Raw genomic sequence first — 14295 nt, 5'->3', positions numbered from 1 at the left:
AGGAAACTATGAAGCAAAAACTGATTTTTCTGGATATTGACGGTACTTTGCTGCCGCCCGGTGAGATGACCGTTCCGGCCAGTGCCGTGGAGGCCATCCGGCAGGCCCGGGCAAACGGCCACAAGGTGTTTCTGTGCACCGGGCGCAACCTGCGCATGACGAAGCCGCTGCTTGCCTACGGCTTCGATGGCTTTGTCTGCTCTGCAGGCGGCTATGTAGGCTGTGATGGGAAAATTCTCGTGGATCTTCCCATGGAACCTGCGCAGGTCGAGGGCCTGCGGGAGGTGCTGGGGCGTGCCGGTGCCGAGTGCACACTGGAAGCTCGGGACGATACTTACGGCGGCATCAGGATGATCGAGCGGTTCGCCCATTTGTTCCCTCGCAAGCCGGGGCAGCTGAACAGCGAGGCCGAGCGCTGGTGCAAAACGATGGAGTATGGCATGACCATCCGGCCCATTGAGGAATACCACGGAGAGCCGGTTTACAAGGTGGTGTTTATCGCCCCCAACGAGGCCTGCCTTGCTGAAGCAAAGCAGCTGTACGAGGATCAGTTCATCTTCTGTGAGTCCCGGCTGGGGGATACCCCGTCAGCCATCGTCAACGGGGAACTCATCAACCGCAAGTTTAACAAGGGCACTGGCATCAAGGCCATCTGTGATGAGCTGGGGTGTTCGCTGGCCGATACCATCGGCTTTGGCGACAGCGACAATGACCTGCAGATGACCGATGTGGTAGGCATCAGCGTCTGCATGGCCAATGGCTCTGACAACCTGAAAAAGCTCTGCGACCGCATCTGCCCGGCTGTGACGGAGGACGGCGTGGCAAGGGAGCTCAAAACTCTGGGCCTGATCTGAGAGCAGCCTTCCACAAAAGAAGAGATGATAACAAAAAATTCCCGCTCTATCGAGCGGGAATTTTTGTTAGAGAGGGTTATTTCTGATGGACTGCCTTGTGATATACCGCGTAGGCGATCACGGCAGAGAGGGCCTCTGTGATCCAGAAGGCGTGCCAGACACCGGTAGGGCCCATGCGGCCGCACAGCACCCACGCAATGGGCATGATGAAGATGATATAGCGGCAGAGGGAGATGACCAGCGAGGGCACGCCCTTGCCCAGACCCTCCAGCGCGCCGGAGGAGGTGGTAGACACTGCCGAGACGATGAACCCCAGGCAGATGATCCGCAGGGCGGTCTGGCCGATGGCGATGGTCTCGGGGTTAGAGGTGAACAGACCCATCAGCGGGCCTGCAATGGTCAGGCAGAGCAGGGTGCCAATGGCCATGATCCCGGCGCTCAGGCCCAGTGTCAGGTTGTAGAGCCTGGACACACGGCCATGCTCCCGGGCACCGTAGTTGTAGCCCACCAGCGGGCGCATCCCCTGCACGATGCCGTTGGCCGGCAGGTAAAGGAAGGTCTGGAGTTTGTAGTAGATGCCCAGCACCGTCACATAGCTCTGGGAGTAGACCGCCAGCAGGCCGTTCAGGAAGGTGACCAGCAGGCTGGGCAGGGCCAGATTCAGGATGGCCGGTACGCCGATGGCATAGAGCTTGCCGTCAAGGGCGGCATCGAACCGCAGGCAGCGGCGGGAGAAGCGGACGGCGACTTCGGTGGTGCAGTAGACATAGAGGTAGACCACAAGGGAAACGGCCTGCCCGATGCCGGTGGCAAGGGCCGCACCGGCAATGCCCAGAGCGGGCACCGGCCCAAGGCCGAAGATGAGGACCGGGTCGAGGACGATGTTGGTCACGCAGCCGGTGATCAGTGCCACCATGGCAACATTCATCCGGCCAACGGACTGGAAGGTCTTCTCAAAGGCGAGGTCTGCCATGTTGACCAGCGAGAACAGGAACACGATGGTGGAGTAGGTCACACCCATGTCCACCAGAGTGGGATCGGTAGTGAAGCGGCGCAGGAAGCCGGGCATAATGGCAATGCAGAGGACCATGCCCAGCACGCCGTGCAGCAGGGAAAACATCATGCCATGGGTGGCGGCCCGGTTGGCGTTTTCGTGGTCGCCTGCGCCGAGGTAGAGCGCGATCTGGGCATTGATGCCGATGCCAAAGCCGATGGCCACTGCATTGACAAAGTTCTGGATGGGAAACACCAGCGAAAGCGCCGTCATGGCCTGCTCGCTGATCTGGGCCACAAAGAGGCTGTCCACGATGTTGTACAGGCTGTTCACCAGCATCGAGATGACGTTGGGCAGGGCCATGGAGAGCAGCAGCGGGAATACCGGTCTGGTTTTCATAAAAGTATCGTTCATTTTCATTGCTCCTGAGGGTCAGATTTGGATTTGAAGGCAAAGCAAAAGCCACACAATGGCTTTTGTACCATTGTGTGGCGAAAAGTTGCAGAATGCTGTAAAAATCCACACGATATTTTATTGGCTCAAAGATACCACATCACAGGGATACTTGTCAAGGACTTTTTAAAATAAAAGTATGACTTTTTACAGTGGGCCCTTGCCCTTGACAAGGGGAGCGGCGGCGGTAAAATAAGAACAGAACGCACAAAAGGAGGATCTGCCATGAAATGGATGATCGCGTCAGACCTGCACGGGTCGGCTTACTACTGCCGCAAAATGCTGGAGGCCTTTGAGCGGGAGGGAGCCGACCGGCTGTTCCTGTTGGGCGACCTGCTCTACCACGGCCCCCGCAACGACCTGCCCCGAGAGTACGCTCCCAAGGAGGTCATCCCCCTGCTGAACGGGAAAAAGGAGAAGCTGCTCTGCGTGCGGGGCAACTGTGATGCCGAAGTGGACCAGATGGTGCTGGAATTCCCCGTGATGGCCGATTATGCGGTGCTTCCGGTGGGGCGGCGGCTCATTTATGCGACCCACGGGCATATCTATCATGTGAAAAATCTGCCGCCGCTGGCCCCGGGAGATGTACTGCTGCATGGGCACACCCATGTTCCGGCCTGGACAGAGTTCGGGCAGGGAAATCTTTATCTGAATCCGGGTTCTGTGAGCATCCCCAAGGAGAACAGCCCCCACAGCTACATGACCCTGGAAGGAAACACGATGCAATGGAAAGAGCTGGAAAGCAGCGCTGTTTTCCATGAACTGACTCTTTGATAAAGTCCGCCGGCCGGTTTTGCGGGCAGCTTGAAATTTGCCCACCGGTATGGTATGATAAAACTGAAAACAAATCGGCAAAGTTCCGCAGAGCAGTGCTGTGCGGGGCAGGAGCCTTTTTGTTTCTGCAATGAGTTAGCTAAAACTAACAAAATGACGAAAACAGCGGGCTGGACTTGTGCAGTTTGACAGGGGTGCCCGCAGATACAGTATGGAGGGGACAACAATGGTAGAAACAATCCTGAGGGTCGATGGCATGATGTGCGGTATGTGCGAGAGCCACATCAATGATGTGGTACGCAAGACCGCCCGGGTGAACAAGGTGACTTCTTCCCACACCAAGGGCGAGACGGTCATCATCTCGGAGCAGCCGGTGGATGTGGAGGCGCTGAAGGCTGCCATTGCCGAAACGGGCTACACCGTGACCGGCGTGCAGACCCGGCCCTATGAGAAAAAGGGCTTCTTCTCGTTCCTGAAAAAGTAACAGCCCGGTGTTTCTGGCCGGGCTGATCATGCAAAACAGGAGGTATCTCGTTATGAGGATCTTGGTGTACGGCGCAGGCGTTCAGGGCTGTCAGCTGGCCCACAGTCTGGCACAGAACAAGAAAAATGTGGTCACCTTGCTGGCCCGGGGCGAGTGGAAGGAGGTCATTGACCAGAAGGGCCTGACCATCCGCCACATGCTCCAGCGGAAAACAACGGTGGATCGGATGCAGACGACAGATGCGCTGGCCCCCGAGGATGTGTATGACCTTGTGTTTGTCACGGTGCAGGCCGGGCAGCTGGCCGATGTGCTGCCCATCCTCAAAGCAAACCGGAGCCAGTACTTCATCTTTGTGGGCAATGATCCCTATGCACAGGAGATGCTGCAGGCCATGCAGCGCCCGGTGGATAAGATCGCCTTTGGCTTCCAGAACAATGCAGGCCGCCGGGAGCATGATCGGCTGGTCAGTGTGCACATGGGGATGGGAATGACCGTCGGCGGCGCAACCGCACCCCTGTCCGGCGCGTTCCGCCTGCGGCTGCAGGCTGCTTTTGAAGGCACCCACTACAAGTTGACCTATTACAGCGATATGGACGAGTGGCTCAAGAGCCACATCGCCTTTATCCTGCCCTGCGCCTATGCCTGCTATGCGGTGGATGGGGAACTTTCCCGCACCACAGTGGAACAGCGCAGGATGATCGTGGATGCCGCCTGGGAGTGCTGTGAGATGCTGAAAGCGGCAGGTGTACCCGTGAACGATGCGGAGAACACCGACCGCTACCGCGAGGGCACCAAACAGCGGAAAAAGACCGAGCGGATGGTCTACTGGATGGCGCAGACGGTCGTTGGGAAGTGGTGCATTTCGGATCACGCCATGCGTGCGGTGAGCGAGATGCAGTATCTGGATGAAGCGTTTGCCGCCCTGCGCGCCACCACATTGGTGGAGATGACTGCCTGGGATGAACTGCGCAGATCCCTGCCCAGAAAGAAGTAAGAGCCGGAAAATGTCCGGAGCATGAGAAAAAGCCTGTCGGTTTTTGCGCTGACAGGCTTTTTTCTATTGGTTCCGTGCCCAGAAGGCGGCAAGCTGCTGCTCCAGCTCTGTGGTGCTGCGCAGGTATTGGAGCTGGTGCCAGTGGCGGGGGAACAGGCGGGTGTATTCGGCGCGGGCAAAGCGGTCATCCAGCAGGAGCACCACACCCCTGTCCTCCTGCGTGCGGATGACCCGGCCCGCCGCCTGCAGCACCTTGTTCATGCCCGGAAAGCGGTAGGCGTAGTCGAAACCGGTGCCGCCCGCCTCGTCATAGTAGCGGCGCAGGATCTCCTGCCGGGGGTTCACCTGAGGCAGACCTACCCCCACGATGGCGCACCCGATGAGCCGGTCGCCCACCAGATCCACGCCCTCGCCAAAGATGCCGCCCATGACCCCGAAGCCCAGCAGCGTTTTTGCGGGGCTTGGGCCGAACTGTTCCAGAAAGGCCGCCCGGGCCGCGTCGTCCAGACCACTCTCCTGGGCCAGCGTCCCGATGTCCGGGTAACGGGCGGTGAAGTCCTCATATACCTGCCGCAGATAGGCGTAGCTGGGAAAAAAGGCCAGATAGTTGCCCACCTTGGCCCGGGCCAGTGCGGCCAGCGCATCCGAGACGGCCTGCACACTGGTCTCCCGGTCCCGGTAGCGGGTGGAGATGCCGGGCAGGCAGTAGAGCCCCAGATGTTCGGGCGGAAACGGGCTTTCCAGAGCCACGGCCCGGGCATCGGGACAGCCCAGCACGGAGCGGTAGTAGCCCGGCGGGGTGAGCGTTGCGCTGAACAGTGCCACAGCCCGCCCGGCGGCAAGGCTGGCATCCACAAAGGGGGCAGGGTCAAGGCAGAGCAGCTCCCATTCCAGCTCGCTGCCCCGGGCTGTCAGTTGGGTGACAAAATGCGCGTCGTATCGCTCTGCTGCCCGGGTGATATCCTGCACCGCAAAGTAGAGCTCCAGCAGCTGGGCGTGGGCATCGGCCTCCGGGTTGGCCTCCAGCCAGTCCTGCAGGGGGGCCTGCAGGCTGAACAGCAGCCGGAGCAGCTCCTTCGGCAGCTCTTGCAAAAAGACCGTGCCATCCTGCGCCAGCAAAGGCTCCGGCAGCGGAAAGGCGGCTTCTGCCGGCTCGGTGTCCAGAAGGCTGGTCTGTTGGGTGAGATCCTCTGCCGGCGATTCGGTGGGCGCTGAACCCCGGCGGGGGGCCAGCTTCGTTACCGCCCGGCGCGCTTCCAGAAAGCCCCTGTCTGCCTTTGTCAACGCAGTTTTCAGTGCGCTTTTTCCTTTGCCGATGGCCCGTCTGGCATCGGTCAGGCTGCTCTTGCAGAACCGCGCCGAGTACATGGCTCTGGCCCGATCCGGCAGGTTGTGGGCTTCGTCGATGAGAAAAATGTAGTCGCCCGCCGCATCGAAAAAGCGCCGCAGGTGCACAGTGGGGTCGAACAGATAATTGTAGTCCCCGATGACTACGTCACACCACTCGCTCAGGTCCAGCCCCAGCTCAAAGGGGCAGACCCTGTGCCGCCGGGCAGTCTCGGTCAGGGCGGCCCGGTCATAGGGGACGGCGCTGTCCAGCAGGTCGGCCAGCGCATCCTTCAGTCGCTCGTAGTAGCCGTTGGCGTAGGGACAGGCTTCCGGCAGGCAGGAGGGACGACCCTCAGCATCCTTGCACAGGCAGGCCTTCTCCTTGGCAGAAAGGGTCACGCTGCGCAGGGAAAGCGCCGGGTCTGCCGCCCGCAGACGGACCAGTGCATCCTCAGCAGCGGCCTGTGTCGTGTTGCGGGCGGTCAGGTAGAAGATCTTTTCCCCCTTGCCCTCGCCCATGGCTTTCAGGGCAGGGAAGAGGGCACTCATCGTTTTGCCGATGCCGGTGGGTGCCTGGCAGAACAGCCGGGTACCGCCCTTCTGCTCTGCCTTGCCCGCAGCACAGGCGCGATAGACCTCCCCGGCAAGGGCGCGCTGCCCGGGACGGTAGGCCGGAAACGGAAATTGCAGGGCCCCAAGGCTCCGGTTCCGGGCTTCCACCCAGTCCAGCTGCCGTCGTGCCCAGGGAAGATACTGCCGCAGCAGGTCGTTGAGAAACGCATCCAGCTCAGCGGCGGAGAAGTGCCGGGGATAGCGGATGATCTCATCGGTGTCAATCTGGTAATAGGTCAGCCGGACATCCAGTGTTTCCAGCTCCCGCTGTTCGGCGCAGATGGCCCCGTAGACCATGCCCTGTGCCCAGTGGCAGGGGTTCATGTCCTCCGTGATGGCATCGGTGGGCGCGGCGGTGGTCTTGATCTCGTCGATGACCACCGTGCCGTCCTCATCGGTAAAAATGCCGTCGGCACGGCCCTCGATGGTGAACCCGATTCCCTCCATCGTCCGCTCTGCCGTGAGGAACACCTCAGCGGAGTAGCCTTCACCCGCCGCCTTCTGGAGCCTGCGGTGGATGCGTGCGCCCTCGTTGGCCCGGTCAAAGCCGGTAAAGCGGCTGTCGATACTGCCGGTGCGGAGCAGGAACTCCACCAGCTCCCGGACAGAGAGACGGATGGTTGGCATGGGGTTCACTTCCTTTCTCTTGAAATTCTGCGCTTCGGTCAGGCTGTACAGAGCAGGGCCTACCCGAGACCCAGGATCTTTTGACAATTTGCTGCAACAGCATTCACCTGGTCAAAATCCACGGCAGTCCGGTAATAAGTCTCCAGCTCATCATGGCAGTTCTTGGCCTGAGCCATCAGGGCTACAGCCTGGTCGATGAGCTCAGAGGCAGCACGGTCGTTGAAGCGCAGGCGGGCGCGGAAGCCGGACAGGTTCTCCCGGTCCACAAAGCGGGTGCAGCGCACGGCCTGCACGCCGGGCAGCTGGATGGGATGCCAGAGGTTGTCGGTCAAAAAAGCCAGCCGCAGGGCCGGGATGAAGATGTGGTCGATCTGATCTTCAGGGTGCATGGCACAGGGGCAGGTGATGATGTGGTAGCCCCGGGCCAGTGCTTCGGCCCGGATGAGTTCCAGCAGCAGGCGGGAGACCGCCCCGTAATCATCCCGGAATACCACATACCGGTCGGCCAGCGCTTCTACCGTGCCCCGGTAGAATACCATCCCCTTGGGGGTGATGGCTGAGAGCAGCCGCAGCTCCTCGCTGGCGGTGCCCTCGGTGCGGGGAAGCAGCCGGGTGCAGAGACGCTTGACGTAGCGGCGCACCTTTTCAAAGTTGGCGCTGCAGGCTTCGGCCCGGCGGCTGTCCAGCATCAGGCTGCCCGCCGATGCGATATACCGGGCTGCCCGGCCCCGCAGGGCGGCATTCCGGGAAAACAGGGCCTTGACCTCGTCCCGGTGGGGAGCCAGCTTTCCGGCATCGATGGTGTGGTACAGGCTCACCACCAGCTCATCAGCCCCGGGCGCGTCCGGTTCCACCACATGGGGCGCGGTGGCATCGATGATGGCGCGTTTCTGGTCGAGGAAGATGACCCCGTCTAGACTGTCCGGGTCGCTGGCACAGTGGATCTTTTCGATGCGCTGGCCCTGCTGCTCGGCGGCCTGGGCCAGATGCTTCATTAAGGTAGATTTGCCGCATCCCGGCCCGCTTTTGATGAGAAGCATCTGCATCCCGGGCTCCCGGCGCAGCGGCTCAAAATAACCCTTGAAGCCCGCCGGTGTGGTGGCCCCCAGAAAGAAATCGGGGGAACGGCTTTGGATCGTTTTCATATCAGAACACCTCACTTTTGCTTTAGGGTATGCAAAAATGAAGGAAGATGATACTTGGAAACGGCCTTGCCCTCTCAGTCTCGCTCCGCTCGCCAGCTCCCCCAAAGTGGGAGCCCTTGGCAGTTTTTGTGAGCTTCATCTTTCTGCCAAGGCCTCTCCCTTCGGGAGAGGTGGCATTGCGACAGCAATGACGGAGAGGGTGAGCTTGTTAATATGTGTGCCCGCACACCTCGTGGATCTTCTCCCGCAGGGCCACAAAATCCGCAAAGGCGGCGGGTTTGTTCTGTGCCTGCCGGAGCAGGGCAGCGGGGTGGAAGGTGCCCATGAACCATACGCCGTTCTTTTGCACAAAGGTGCCGTGCTCCTTGGTCACGGAGAAATCGGTGCGGATCATCCGCTGGGAGGCGATGCGGCCCAGGCAGACCACGATCTTTGGCTGCAGCAGCTTGAACTGTTCCCGGAGCCAAGGCATACAGGCCTCGCTCTCGGTGGGCAGCGGGTCACGGTTGTGGGGCGGGCGGCACTTGACGATGTTGGCAATGTAGCAGTTTTTGCTTCGGTCCAGATCGATGGCAAACAGGTATTTGTCCAGCAGCTGGCCGCTGCGGCCCACAAAGGGCAGGCCCTGCTCGTCCTCGCTCTGGCCCGGGCCTTCGCCCACGAACAGCACCTCAGCAGTCTGGACACCCTGCCCGAACACCACATGGGTGCGGTCAGTGCACAGCTCACATCTGCGGCAGGCAAGGCACTCGGCCTTTAATGTATCCCAATCCATAGCAGTTCGATCTCCTTGCAGCTGAATGATAATTTATTCACAAATAAAAAATGGTTTTCTCCTAAAATAATAGCACAAAAAGCCAATTTTGTCTTGAACTTTTTGCCGGGTGTGCTAGAATAAAAGAGAAAGGCATCCTTGTGTCCAACAGGCACCCGGATGTGAATATTGGATAGTTAATTCGGAGGTAATCAACAATGGCTGATATGTTCGCACCGCTGGTAGCACAGCTGAAGGCAAACCCCAAGACGATCGTTTTTACCGAGGGCAATGACCCCCGCATCCTGGAGGCAGCCAGCAAGCTGCTGGCCGAGGGCGTTCTGAAGGTTGTCATGGTGGGCAACGAGGCTGAGTGCAAGGCTGCTGCTGCCGCAGGCAATTTTGATATTTCCGCTGCTGAGATCATTGACCCTGAGAACTACGCAGGCTTCGACGAGATGGTGAACACCATGGTCGAGCTGCGCAAGGGCAAGCAGACCGCTGAAGAGTGTACCGCAATGCTGAAGAAGTCCAACTACTTCGGCACCATGCTGGTCAAGATGGGCAAGGCTGACTGCCTGCTGGGCGGTGCTACTTACTCCACCGCCGATACCATCCGCCCCGCTCTGCAGCTGGTCAAGACCAAGAAGGGCGCACACCTGGTGAGCTCCTGCTTCATTCTGGACCGTGACTTTGGCGAAGAGGGCCTGAAGCGCATTGCCATGGGCGACTGCGCTGTCAACATTGATTACACCGATACCGTTGATAAGGCTACCGGCGAGGTCAAGCTCGCTGCATCCGCAAAGCTGGCTGAGGTGGCCGTTGAGACTGCCAAGACCGCAAAGCTGTTCGGCATCGATCCGAAGGTCGCAGTTCTGAGCTTCTCCACCAAGGGTTCCGGTAAGGGCGGCACCGTTGCTCTGAGCCATGACGCTACCATCAAGGCTCAGGAGATGGACCCCGAGCTGGCTGTGGACGGCGAGCTGCAGTTTGACGCTGCCGTTGCTCCCGAAGTTGCACAGGTCAAGTGCAAGGGCAGCAAGGTCGCTGGCCAGGCCAACACCTTCATCTTCCCCTGCATCGAGGCCGGCAACATCGGCTATAAGATCGCTCAGCGTCTGGGCGGCTACGCTGCCTACGGCCCCATCCTGCAGGGCCTGAACGCACCCATCAACGACCTGTCCCGTGGCTGCAACGCTGACGAGGTCTACAAGATGAGCCTGATCACTGCCTGCCAGTCCTAACTTTTATTCAGCACTCTGCCCCTTCTGGTGTAATGCCGGAAGGGGCTTTTGTTTTGCATGTTGTTTGATGGTTTTGCCAAAGGCTCCCCCTTTGGGGGAGCTGGCGCAAAGCGCCTGAGAGGGTGAGCCCGCTGCCGGGGCTTGCAATCTCCCCAAAAACATGCTATAATAATCAAGCACAAAATGTGCCATGCCGGACAGCGCCTGCTGCGTGGTTCGGCATACGGATGCGGGCCCTGTACGATGGGGCCGCTGTGAACCAGGTCAGGTGGGGAACCAAGCAGCCTTAAGCGGTGTGTCCCGTGCGTTTCAGTCAGCCTGCATCCGTATGCCGAGTTACGCAAGGCGGGGGTCAAACCCCGTCAGCGCTGCCCGGCTTTTTTGTTGAAAGGGGAGAAGCAGATGTATCGAGCCCTGTACCGCAAGTGGCGGCCCCAGCGGTTTGAGGATGTGGTGGCCCAGCGCGGCATCGTGACCGCACTGCGCAACCAGATCGCCACAGGCCGTGTGGGCCACGCTTATCTGTTTACCGGCGTGCGCGGCACCGGCAAGACCACCTGTGCCAAGATCTTTGCCAAGGCAGTCAACTGCCTGCATCCCCAGAACGGTGACCCCTGCGGTGAGTGCGAGATCTGCAGGGGCATCGACAACGGCAGCATTCTGGACGTGGTGGAGATGGACGCGGCCTCCAACAACGGCGTGGACGATATCCGTGATCTGCGTGATGAAACAGCCTACACCCCCAGCGCCTGTCATTATAAGGTATATATCATCGACGAGGTGCACATGCTCTCCACGGCAGCGTTCAATGCCCTGCTGAAAACGCTGGAGGAGCCGCCCGCTCACGTCATCTTTATTCTGGCGACCACGGAGATCCAGAAGGTTCCCGCCACCATCCTTTCCCGGTGCCAGCGGTACGATTTTACCCGCATCGGCCCCGAGGACATCGCCCAGCGTGTGGAGTACATCGCCGGGCAGGAGGGACTGGAGCTGTCCGGCGAGGGAGCGGAGCTCATCTCCCGCCTTGCCGATGGTGCCATGCGAGACGCGCTGTCCATTCTGGATACCTGTGCCGGTGTCACGGCAAAGATCGATGCGGACGTTGTCCGCCGGATGGCAGGTGTGACCGACCGGAGCTATCTGTTCCATATTTCAGATGCGCTGGAAGCGCAGGATGCCGCCGCGGCACTGGCACAGCTGGCTCAGCTGCGCCAGCAGTCGGTGGATGTGAAGCGGCTGACCGAGGAGCTCATTGCCCATTACCGTGCGCTGATGCTGGTGGCCCTGCCCGGCGGGCAGGCACTGCTCTCGGGTGTATCCCCGGAAGAGGAAAAGCTCTATCTGGAAAAAGGCCCCCGGATGGGGCAGCGGGAGGCGATCCGGGCCATCCGGGCTCTGGGCAACGCTCTGGAGCACATGACCCGGGGCAGCGACCAGCGGATAGAGCTGGAACTGGCCCTGTTCAGCCTTTCGGAGCCGCCCCAGCAGGTGGCGGTACAGGCTGTGCCCACTGCCCGGCCTGTGGTCCCTGCACAGGAGGCCCCCAGACCGTTTGCGTCGGCACCGGTCAAACCTTTTGTATGTGCACCGACGGCATCGGCTCCCGTGCAGGAACCCTCTGTGGAACCGGCACCGATGCAGCAGTCTGAGCCGGAACCGGCACCTCAGCCCGTGGAACCGCCCAAGGCAGAAGCAGCAGCTTCTGCGGAAGAAGAGCTGCCGCCCCTGCCGGAGGAACCGCCGGTGACTTCGGAGGCCCCGCCCCCTTGGGACGAGCCGGCCCCGGCTGCGCCGCCGCAGAGAGAAGCGCCTGCGGCTCCTGCGCAGGAAGTGCCTGCGGTCCAGCCTCAGCCGGAGCCCAAGCCGGAATATACGGCAGACCCGGCGCTGAACAAGCCCCGCAAGGTGGCGGCAGAGGGAATCAATCCCTTCCCGCAATGGGCAGAGGTCATCAAGCTCCTGCAGGAGCAGGATCCCATGCTCTATACCTACCTGAAAAAGTCCAAGGGTTACTTTGATGGTACCCGGGTGCTCATCGATGGCGGAAAGACCTTCCGGGATTTTATCCGCGCCAACAAGGAAAGCCAGAAGCTCATCAAAAAGCTGATCGCGCAGGTGTCCGGTGTGGCGGTGCCCATCGGCCCCTATGAATCCAAGACGGTCAATCGCGCTTCGGCCAACGCCGAGGAATCCCTCCGCAGGCTGGAACAGCTGGGGCTGGAGGTGTCGATTGAGGATAGTGAACGCAAAAAACGATAAATAAAAGGAGAACCAACCATGAAAGCAAGAATGCCCGCAGGCTTCGGCCGCCCCGATATGAACTCCCTGATGCGTCAGGCCCAGAAGATGCAGGAAGATATGAAGGCCAAGCAGGCAGAGCTGGAAGCTGCTGAGTACACCGGCAGTGCATCCGGTGAGATGGTCACTGTAAAGATGAACGGTAAGCACGAGGTGCTGAGCATCACCATTAAGCCTGAGGCCGTGGACCCCGATGATATCGAGATGCTGGAAGACCTGGTGGCTGCTGCTGTCAATGCAACCGTCAAGCAGGTGGATGAGACTGCCGAGGCCGAAATGGGCAAACTGACCGGCGGCCTGAACATTCCCGGTCTTTGATCAAAGTGGAGGAGCACCATGGGTTATAATGCAGCCCCGCTGGAAAAGCTGATCGAAGAATTCAGCAAGTTCCCGGGCATTGGGCGGAAGGGTGCGACCCGGATGGCCTATCAGGTACTGAGCATGTCGGATCAGGATGCCGCCGCACTGGCGGGTGCGATCCAGAACGCCCACACCAAGCTCCACCGCTGCCGTGTCTGCCAGAATTATACCGAAGCCGAGCTCTGCCCCATCTGTGCCAGTGCCAAGCGGGACCGCTCTGTCATCTGTGTGGTGGAAACGCCCCGTGATGTGCAGGCGTTTGAGCGCACCCGGGAGTACCATGGAATGTACCATGTGCTCCACGGTCTCATCAGCCCCATGGATGGCATCGGTGCCGAACAGCTGACGGTCAAGGAACTGCTGGCCCGTCTGGGAGATGGTGAAGTGAAGGAAGTGATCATGGCCATGAACCCCACCGTTGAAGGTGAGGCAACGGCCATGTATCTGGCAAAGCTCATCAAGCCCCTGGGCATCAAGACCACCCGTCTGGCCTATGGCCTGCCCGTGGGTGCCAGCCTGGAGTATACCGATGAGACGACCCTGTATCGGGCGCTGTCTGGCCGGGGAGAACTGTGATCATTTGTATTTCAAAGCCCTGCGTTTGCGCGCGGGGCTTTGTGCTGTTTATGGGATAAAAAAGAAACACCCGGCCGGGGAAATGAAACAAATTCAAGAAATATAGAAAAAACTCAAAAAAGATGCAAAAAAGTGTTGACAGAAGGCTGGGGATGTGGTATTATACTTGAGCGCCAAGGGCCGCCGAAAAGAATGACTTCTGAAAGCGGCGGAAGCAAAACGAAAGAACCAATATGGATACGTTGAAAAACGAACCACAAGTTCGAAAAGATCGAAAAGCTTCTGAAAAAAAGTGCTTGACAAAAAATCACTTCTGTGGTAAAATAATTAAGTCGTCAGCCGCTAAGGCTGAGGCGCACAGGACCTTGAAAATTGAACAATATCGAAAAACTTGTAACGGAACCTATTTTCGTGTTGGAAAAACACGTTAAACAATTCCAAACAAAGTAATTCACACAGGACGCAAGCGATTGCGTGCTGAGCGAAGAAGATTTAACACTTTTTAAGTGATAAATATCATTTATAAAGAGTTTGATCCTGGCTCAGGACGAACGCTGGCGGCGCGCCTAACACATGCAAGTCGAACGAGCGAGAGAGAGCTTGCTTTCTCGAGCGAGTGGCGAACGGGTGAGTAACGCGTGAGGAACCTGCCTCAAAGAGGGGGACAACAGTTGGAAACGACTGCTAATACCGCATAAGCCCACAGGTCGGCATCGACCAGAGGGAAAAGGAGCAATCCGCTTTGAGATGGCCTCGCGTCCGATTAGCTAGTTGGTGAGGTAATGGCCCACCAAGGC

The 14295-nt window shown here is 59.4% G+C and carries 12 protein-coding genes, 1 rRNA gene and 1 other RNA gene; 10 read left to right on the top strand and 4 right to left on the bottom strand.

The features are described 5' to 3' along the window. Positions 1–8 precede the first annotated feature (8 nt). On the top strand, positions 9–854 hold the full coding sequence (locus tag P0G09_RS03695) for an HAD family hydrolase (RefSeq protein ID WP_275251963.1): 846 nt from the start codon (positions 9–11) through the stop codon (positions 852–854). Positions 855–930: 76 nt separating this feature from the next. On the opposite strand, the gene P0G09_RS03690 is transcribed toward P0G09_RS03695, so the two are convergent. Continuing rightward, a complete protein-coding gene (locus P0G09_RS03690) occupies positions 931–2262 on the bottom strand; it encodes an MATE family efflux transporter (protein WP_275251962.1) in 1332 nt (443 codons plus the stop codon). A 264-nt stretch (positions 2263–2526) separates the two neighbouring features. Here P0G09_RS03690 and yfcE point away from each other — a divergent pair, with 264 nt between their 5' ends. From yfcE to P0G09_RS03675, 3 genes are all read left to right on the top strand, one after another. After that, positions 2527–3075 carry a phosphodiesterase gene (gene yfcE / locus P0G09_RS03685; protein ID WP_275251961.1) on the top strand — a complete coding sequence of 183 codons (549 nt, stop codon included), beginning with the start codon at positions 2527–2529 and terminating at the stop codon, positions 3073–3075. A 226-nt stretch (positions 3076–3301) separates the two neighbouring features. Then, the gene (locus P0G09_RS03680) at positions 3302–3559 is read left to right on the top strand and encodes a cation transporter (protein ID WP_117504919.1); all 258 of its coding nucleotides are present in this window, start codon (positions 3302–3304) and stop codon (positions 3557–3559) included. A 52-nt stretch (positions 3560–3611) separates the two neighbouring features. After that, complete coding sequence (locus tag P0G09_RS03675; protein ID WP_275251960.1) at positions 3612–4553, top strand: 2-dehydropantoate 2-reductase N-terminal domain-containing protein; 942 nt, start codon at positions 3612–3614, stop codon at positions 4551–4553. Positions 4554–4616: 63 nt separating this feature from the next. Here the strand turns inward: P0G09_RS03675 and P0G09_RS03670 are convergent, their stop codons facing one another. From P0G09_RS03670 to P0G09_RS03660, 3 genes are all read right to left on the bottom strand, one after another. Further along, a complete protein-coding gene (locus tag P0G09_RS03670) occupies positions 4617–7121 on the bottom strand; it encodes an ATP-dependent DNA helicase (RefSeq protein WP_275251959.1) in 2505 nt (834 codons plus the stop codon). A 59-nt stretch (positions 7122–7180) separates the two neighbouring features. Next, entirely contained in the window at positions 7181–8266 is a 1086-nt protein-coding gene (locus P0G09_RS03665; protein ID WP_275251958.1) for a hypothetical protein, read from the bottom strand. Positions 8267–8474: 208 nt separating this feature from the next. Next, a complete protein-coding gene (locus P0G09_RS03660; protein WP_156070311.1) occupies positions 8475–9041 on the bottom strand; it encodes a uracil-DNA glycosylase in 567 nt (188 codons plus the stop codon). Between the two features lie 197 nt (positions 9042–9238). On the opposite strand from P0G09_RS03660, the gene pta reads away from it, so the two are divergent. From pta to P0G09_RS03630, 6 genes are all read left to right on the top strand, one after another. Further along, positions 9239–10264, top strand: coding sequence for a phosphate acetyltransferase (gene pta, locus P0G09_RS03655; protein ID WP_186851360.1), 1026 nt, complete (start codon positions 9239–9241; stop codon positions 10262–10264). A gap of 227 nt (positions 10265–10491) precedes the next feature. Further along, an RNA gene (ffs, locus tag P0G09_RS03650) (signal recognition particle sRNA small type) lies at positions 10492–10591 on the top strand. A gap of 75 nt (positions 10592–10666) precedes the next feature. Continuing rightward, positions 10667–12523 (top strand): DNA polymerase III subunit gamma/tau, encoded by a 1857-nt coding sequence (dnaX, locus tag P0G09_RS03645; protein ID WP_275251957.1) that lies wholly within the window; start codon positions 10667–10669, stop codon positions 12521–12523. 18 nt (positions 12524–12541) lie between these two features. Continuing rightward, positions 12542–12880 (top strand): YbaB/EbfC family nucleoid-associated protein, encoded by a 339-nt coding sequence (locus tag P0G09_RS03640; RefSeq protein ID WP_005931599.1) that lies wholly within the window; start codon positions 12542–12544, stop codon positions 12878–12880. Between the two features lie 18 nt (positions 12881–12898). Continuing rightward, a complete protein-coding gene (gene recR, locus P0G09_RS03635) occupies positions 12899–13498 on the top strand; it encodes a recombination mediator RecR (RefSeq protein ID WP_005931596.1) in 600 nt (199 codons plus the stop codon). Between the two features lie 519 nt (positions 13499–14017). Beyond that, positions 14018–14295: ribosomal RNA gene (locus P0G09_RS03630) — 16S ribosomal RNA — on the top strand; the annotation flags it as partial.

Source organism: Faecalibacterium sp. DFI.5.82, assembly GCF_029076575.1.
Lineage (GTDB): Bacteria > Bacillota > Clostridia > Oscillospirales > Ruminococcaceae > Faecalibacterium > Faecalibacterium duncaniae.
Note: the sequence above shows the minus strand (reverse complement) of the source record. Positions and strands in the feature narration are given on the sequence as shown.

What these genes read in the sequence shown, in the direction of transcription:
- P0G09_RS03665 (WP_275251958.1), bottom strand. Translation starts at nt 8,266, where the DNA reads ATGAAAACGATCCAAAGCCGTTCCCCCGATTTCTTTCTGGGGGCCACC.
- pta (WP_186851360.1), top strand. Translation starts at nt 9,239, where the DNA reads ATGGCTGATATGTTCGCACCGCTGGTAGCACAGCTGAAGGCAAACCCC.
- P0G09_RS03675 (WP_275251960.1), top strand. Translation starts at nt 3,612, where the DNA reads ATGAGGATCTTGGTGTACGGCGCAGGCGTTCAGGGCTGTCAGCTGGCC.
- recR (WP_005931596.1), top strand. Translation starts at nt 12,899, where the DNA reads ATGGGTTATAATGCAGCCCCGCTGGAAAAGCTGATCGAAGAATTCAGC.
- P0G09_RS03660 (WP_156070311.1), bottom strand. Translation starts at nt 9,041, where the DNA reads ATGGATTGGGATACATTAAAGGCCGAGTGCCTTGCCTGCCGCAGATGT.
- P0G09_RS03690 (WP_275251962.1), bottom strand. Translation starts at nt 2,262, where the DNA reads ATGAACGATACTTTTATGAAAACCAGACCGGTATTCCCGCTGCTGCTC.
- P0G09_RS03640 (WP_005931599.1), top strand. Translation starts at nt 12,542, where the DNA reads ATGAAAGCAAGAATGCCCGCAGGCTTCGGCCGCCCCGATATGAACTCC.
- P0G09_RS03695 (WP_275251963.1), top strand. Translation starts at nt 9, where the DNA reads ATGAAGCAAAAACTGATTTTTCTGGATATTGACGGTACTTTGCTGCCG.
- P0G09_RS03680 (WP_117504919.1), top strand. Translation starts at nt 3,302, where the DNA reads ATGGTAGAAACAATCCTGAGGGTCGATGGCATGATGTGCGGTATGTGC.
- yfcE (WP_275251961.1), top strand. Translation starts at nt 2,527, where the DNA reads ATGAAATGGATGATCGCGTCAGACCTGCACGGGTCGGCTTACTACTGC.
- P0G09_RS03670 (WP_275251959.1), bottom strand. Translation starts at nt 7,121, where the DNA reads ATGCCAACCATCCGTCTCTCTGTCCGGGAGCTGGTGGAGTTCCTGCTC.
- dnaX (WP_275251957.1), top strand. Translation starts at nt 10,667, where the DNA reads ATGTATCGAGCCCTGTACCGCAAGTGGCGGCCCCAGCGGTTTGAGGAT.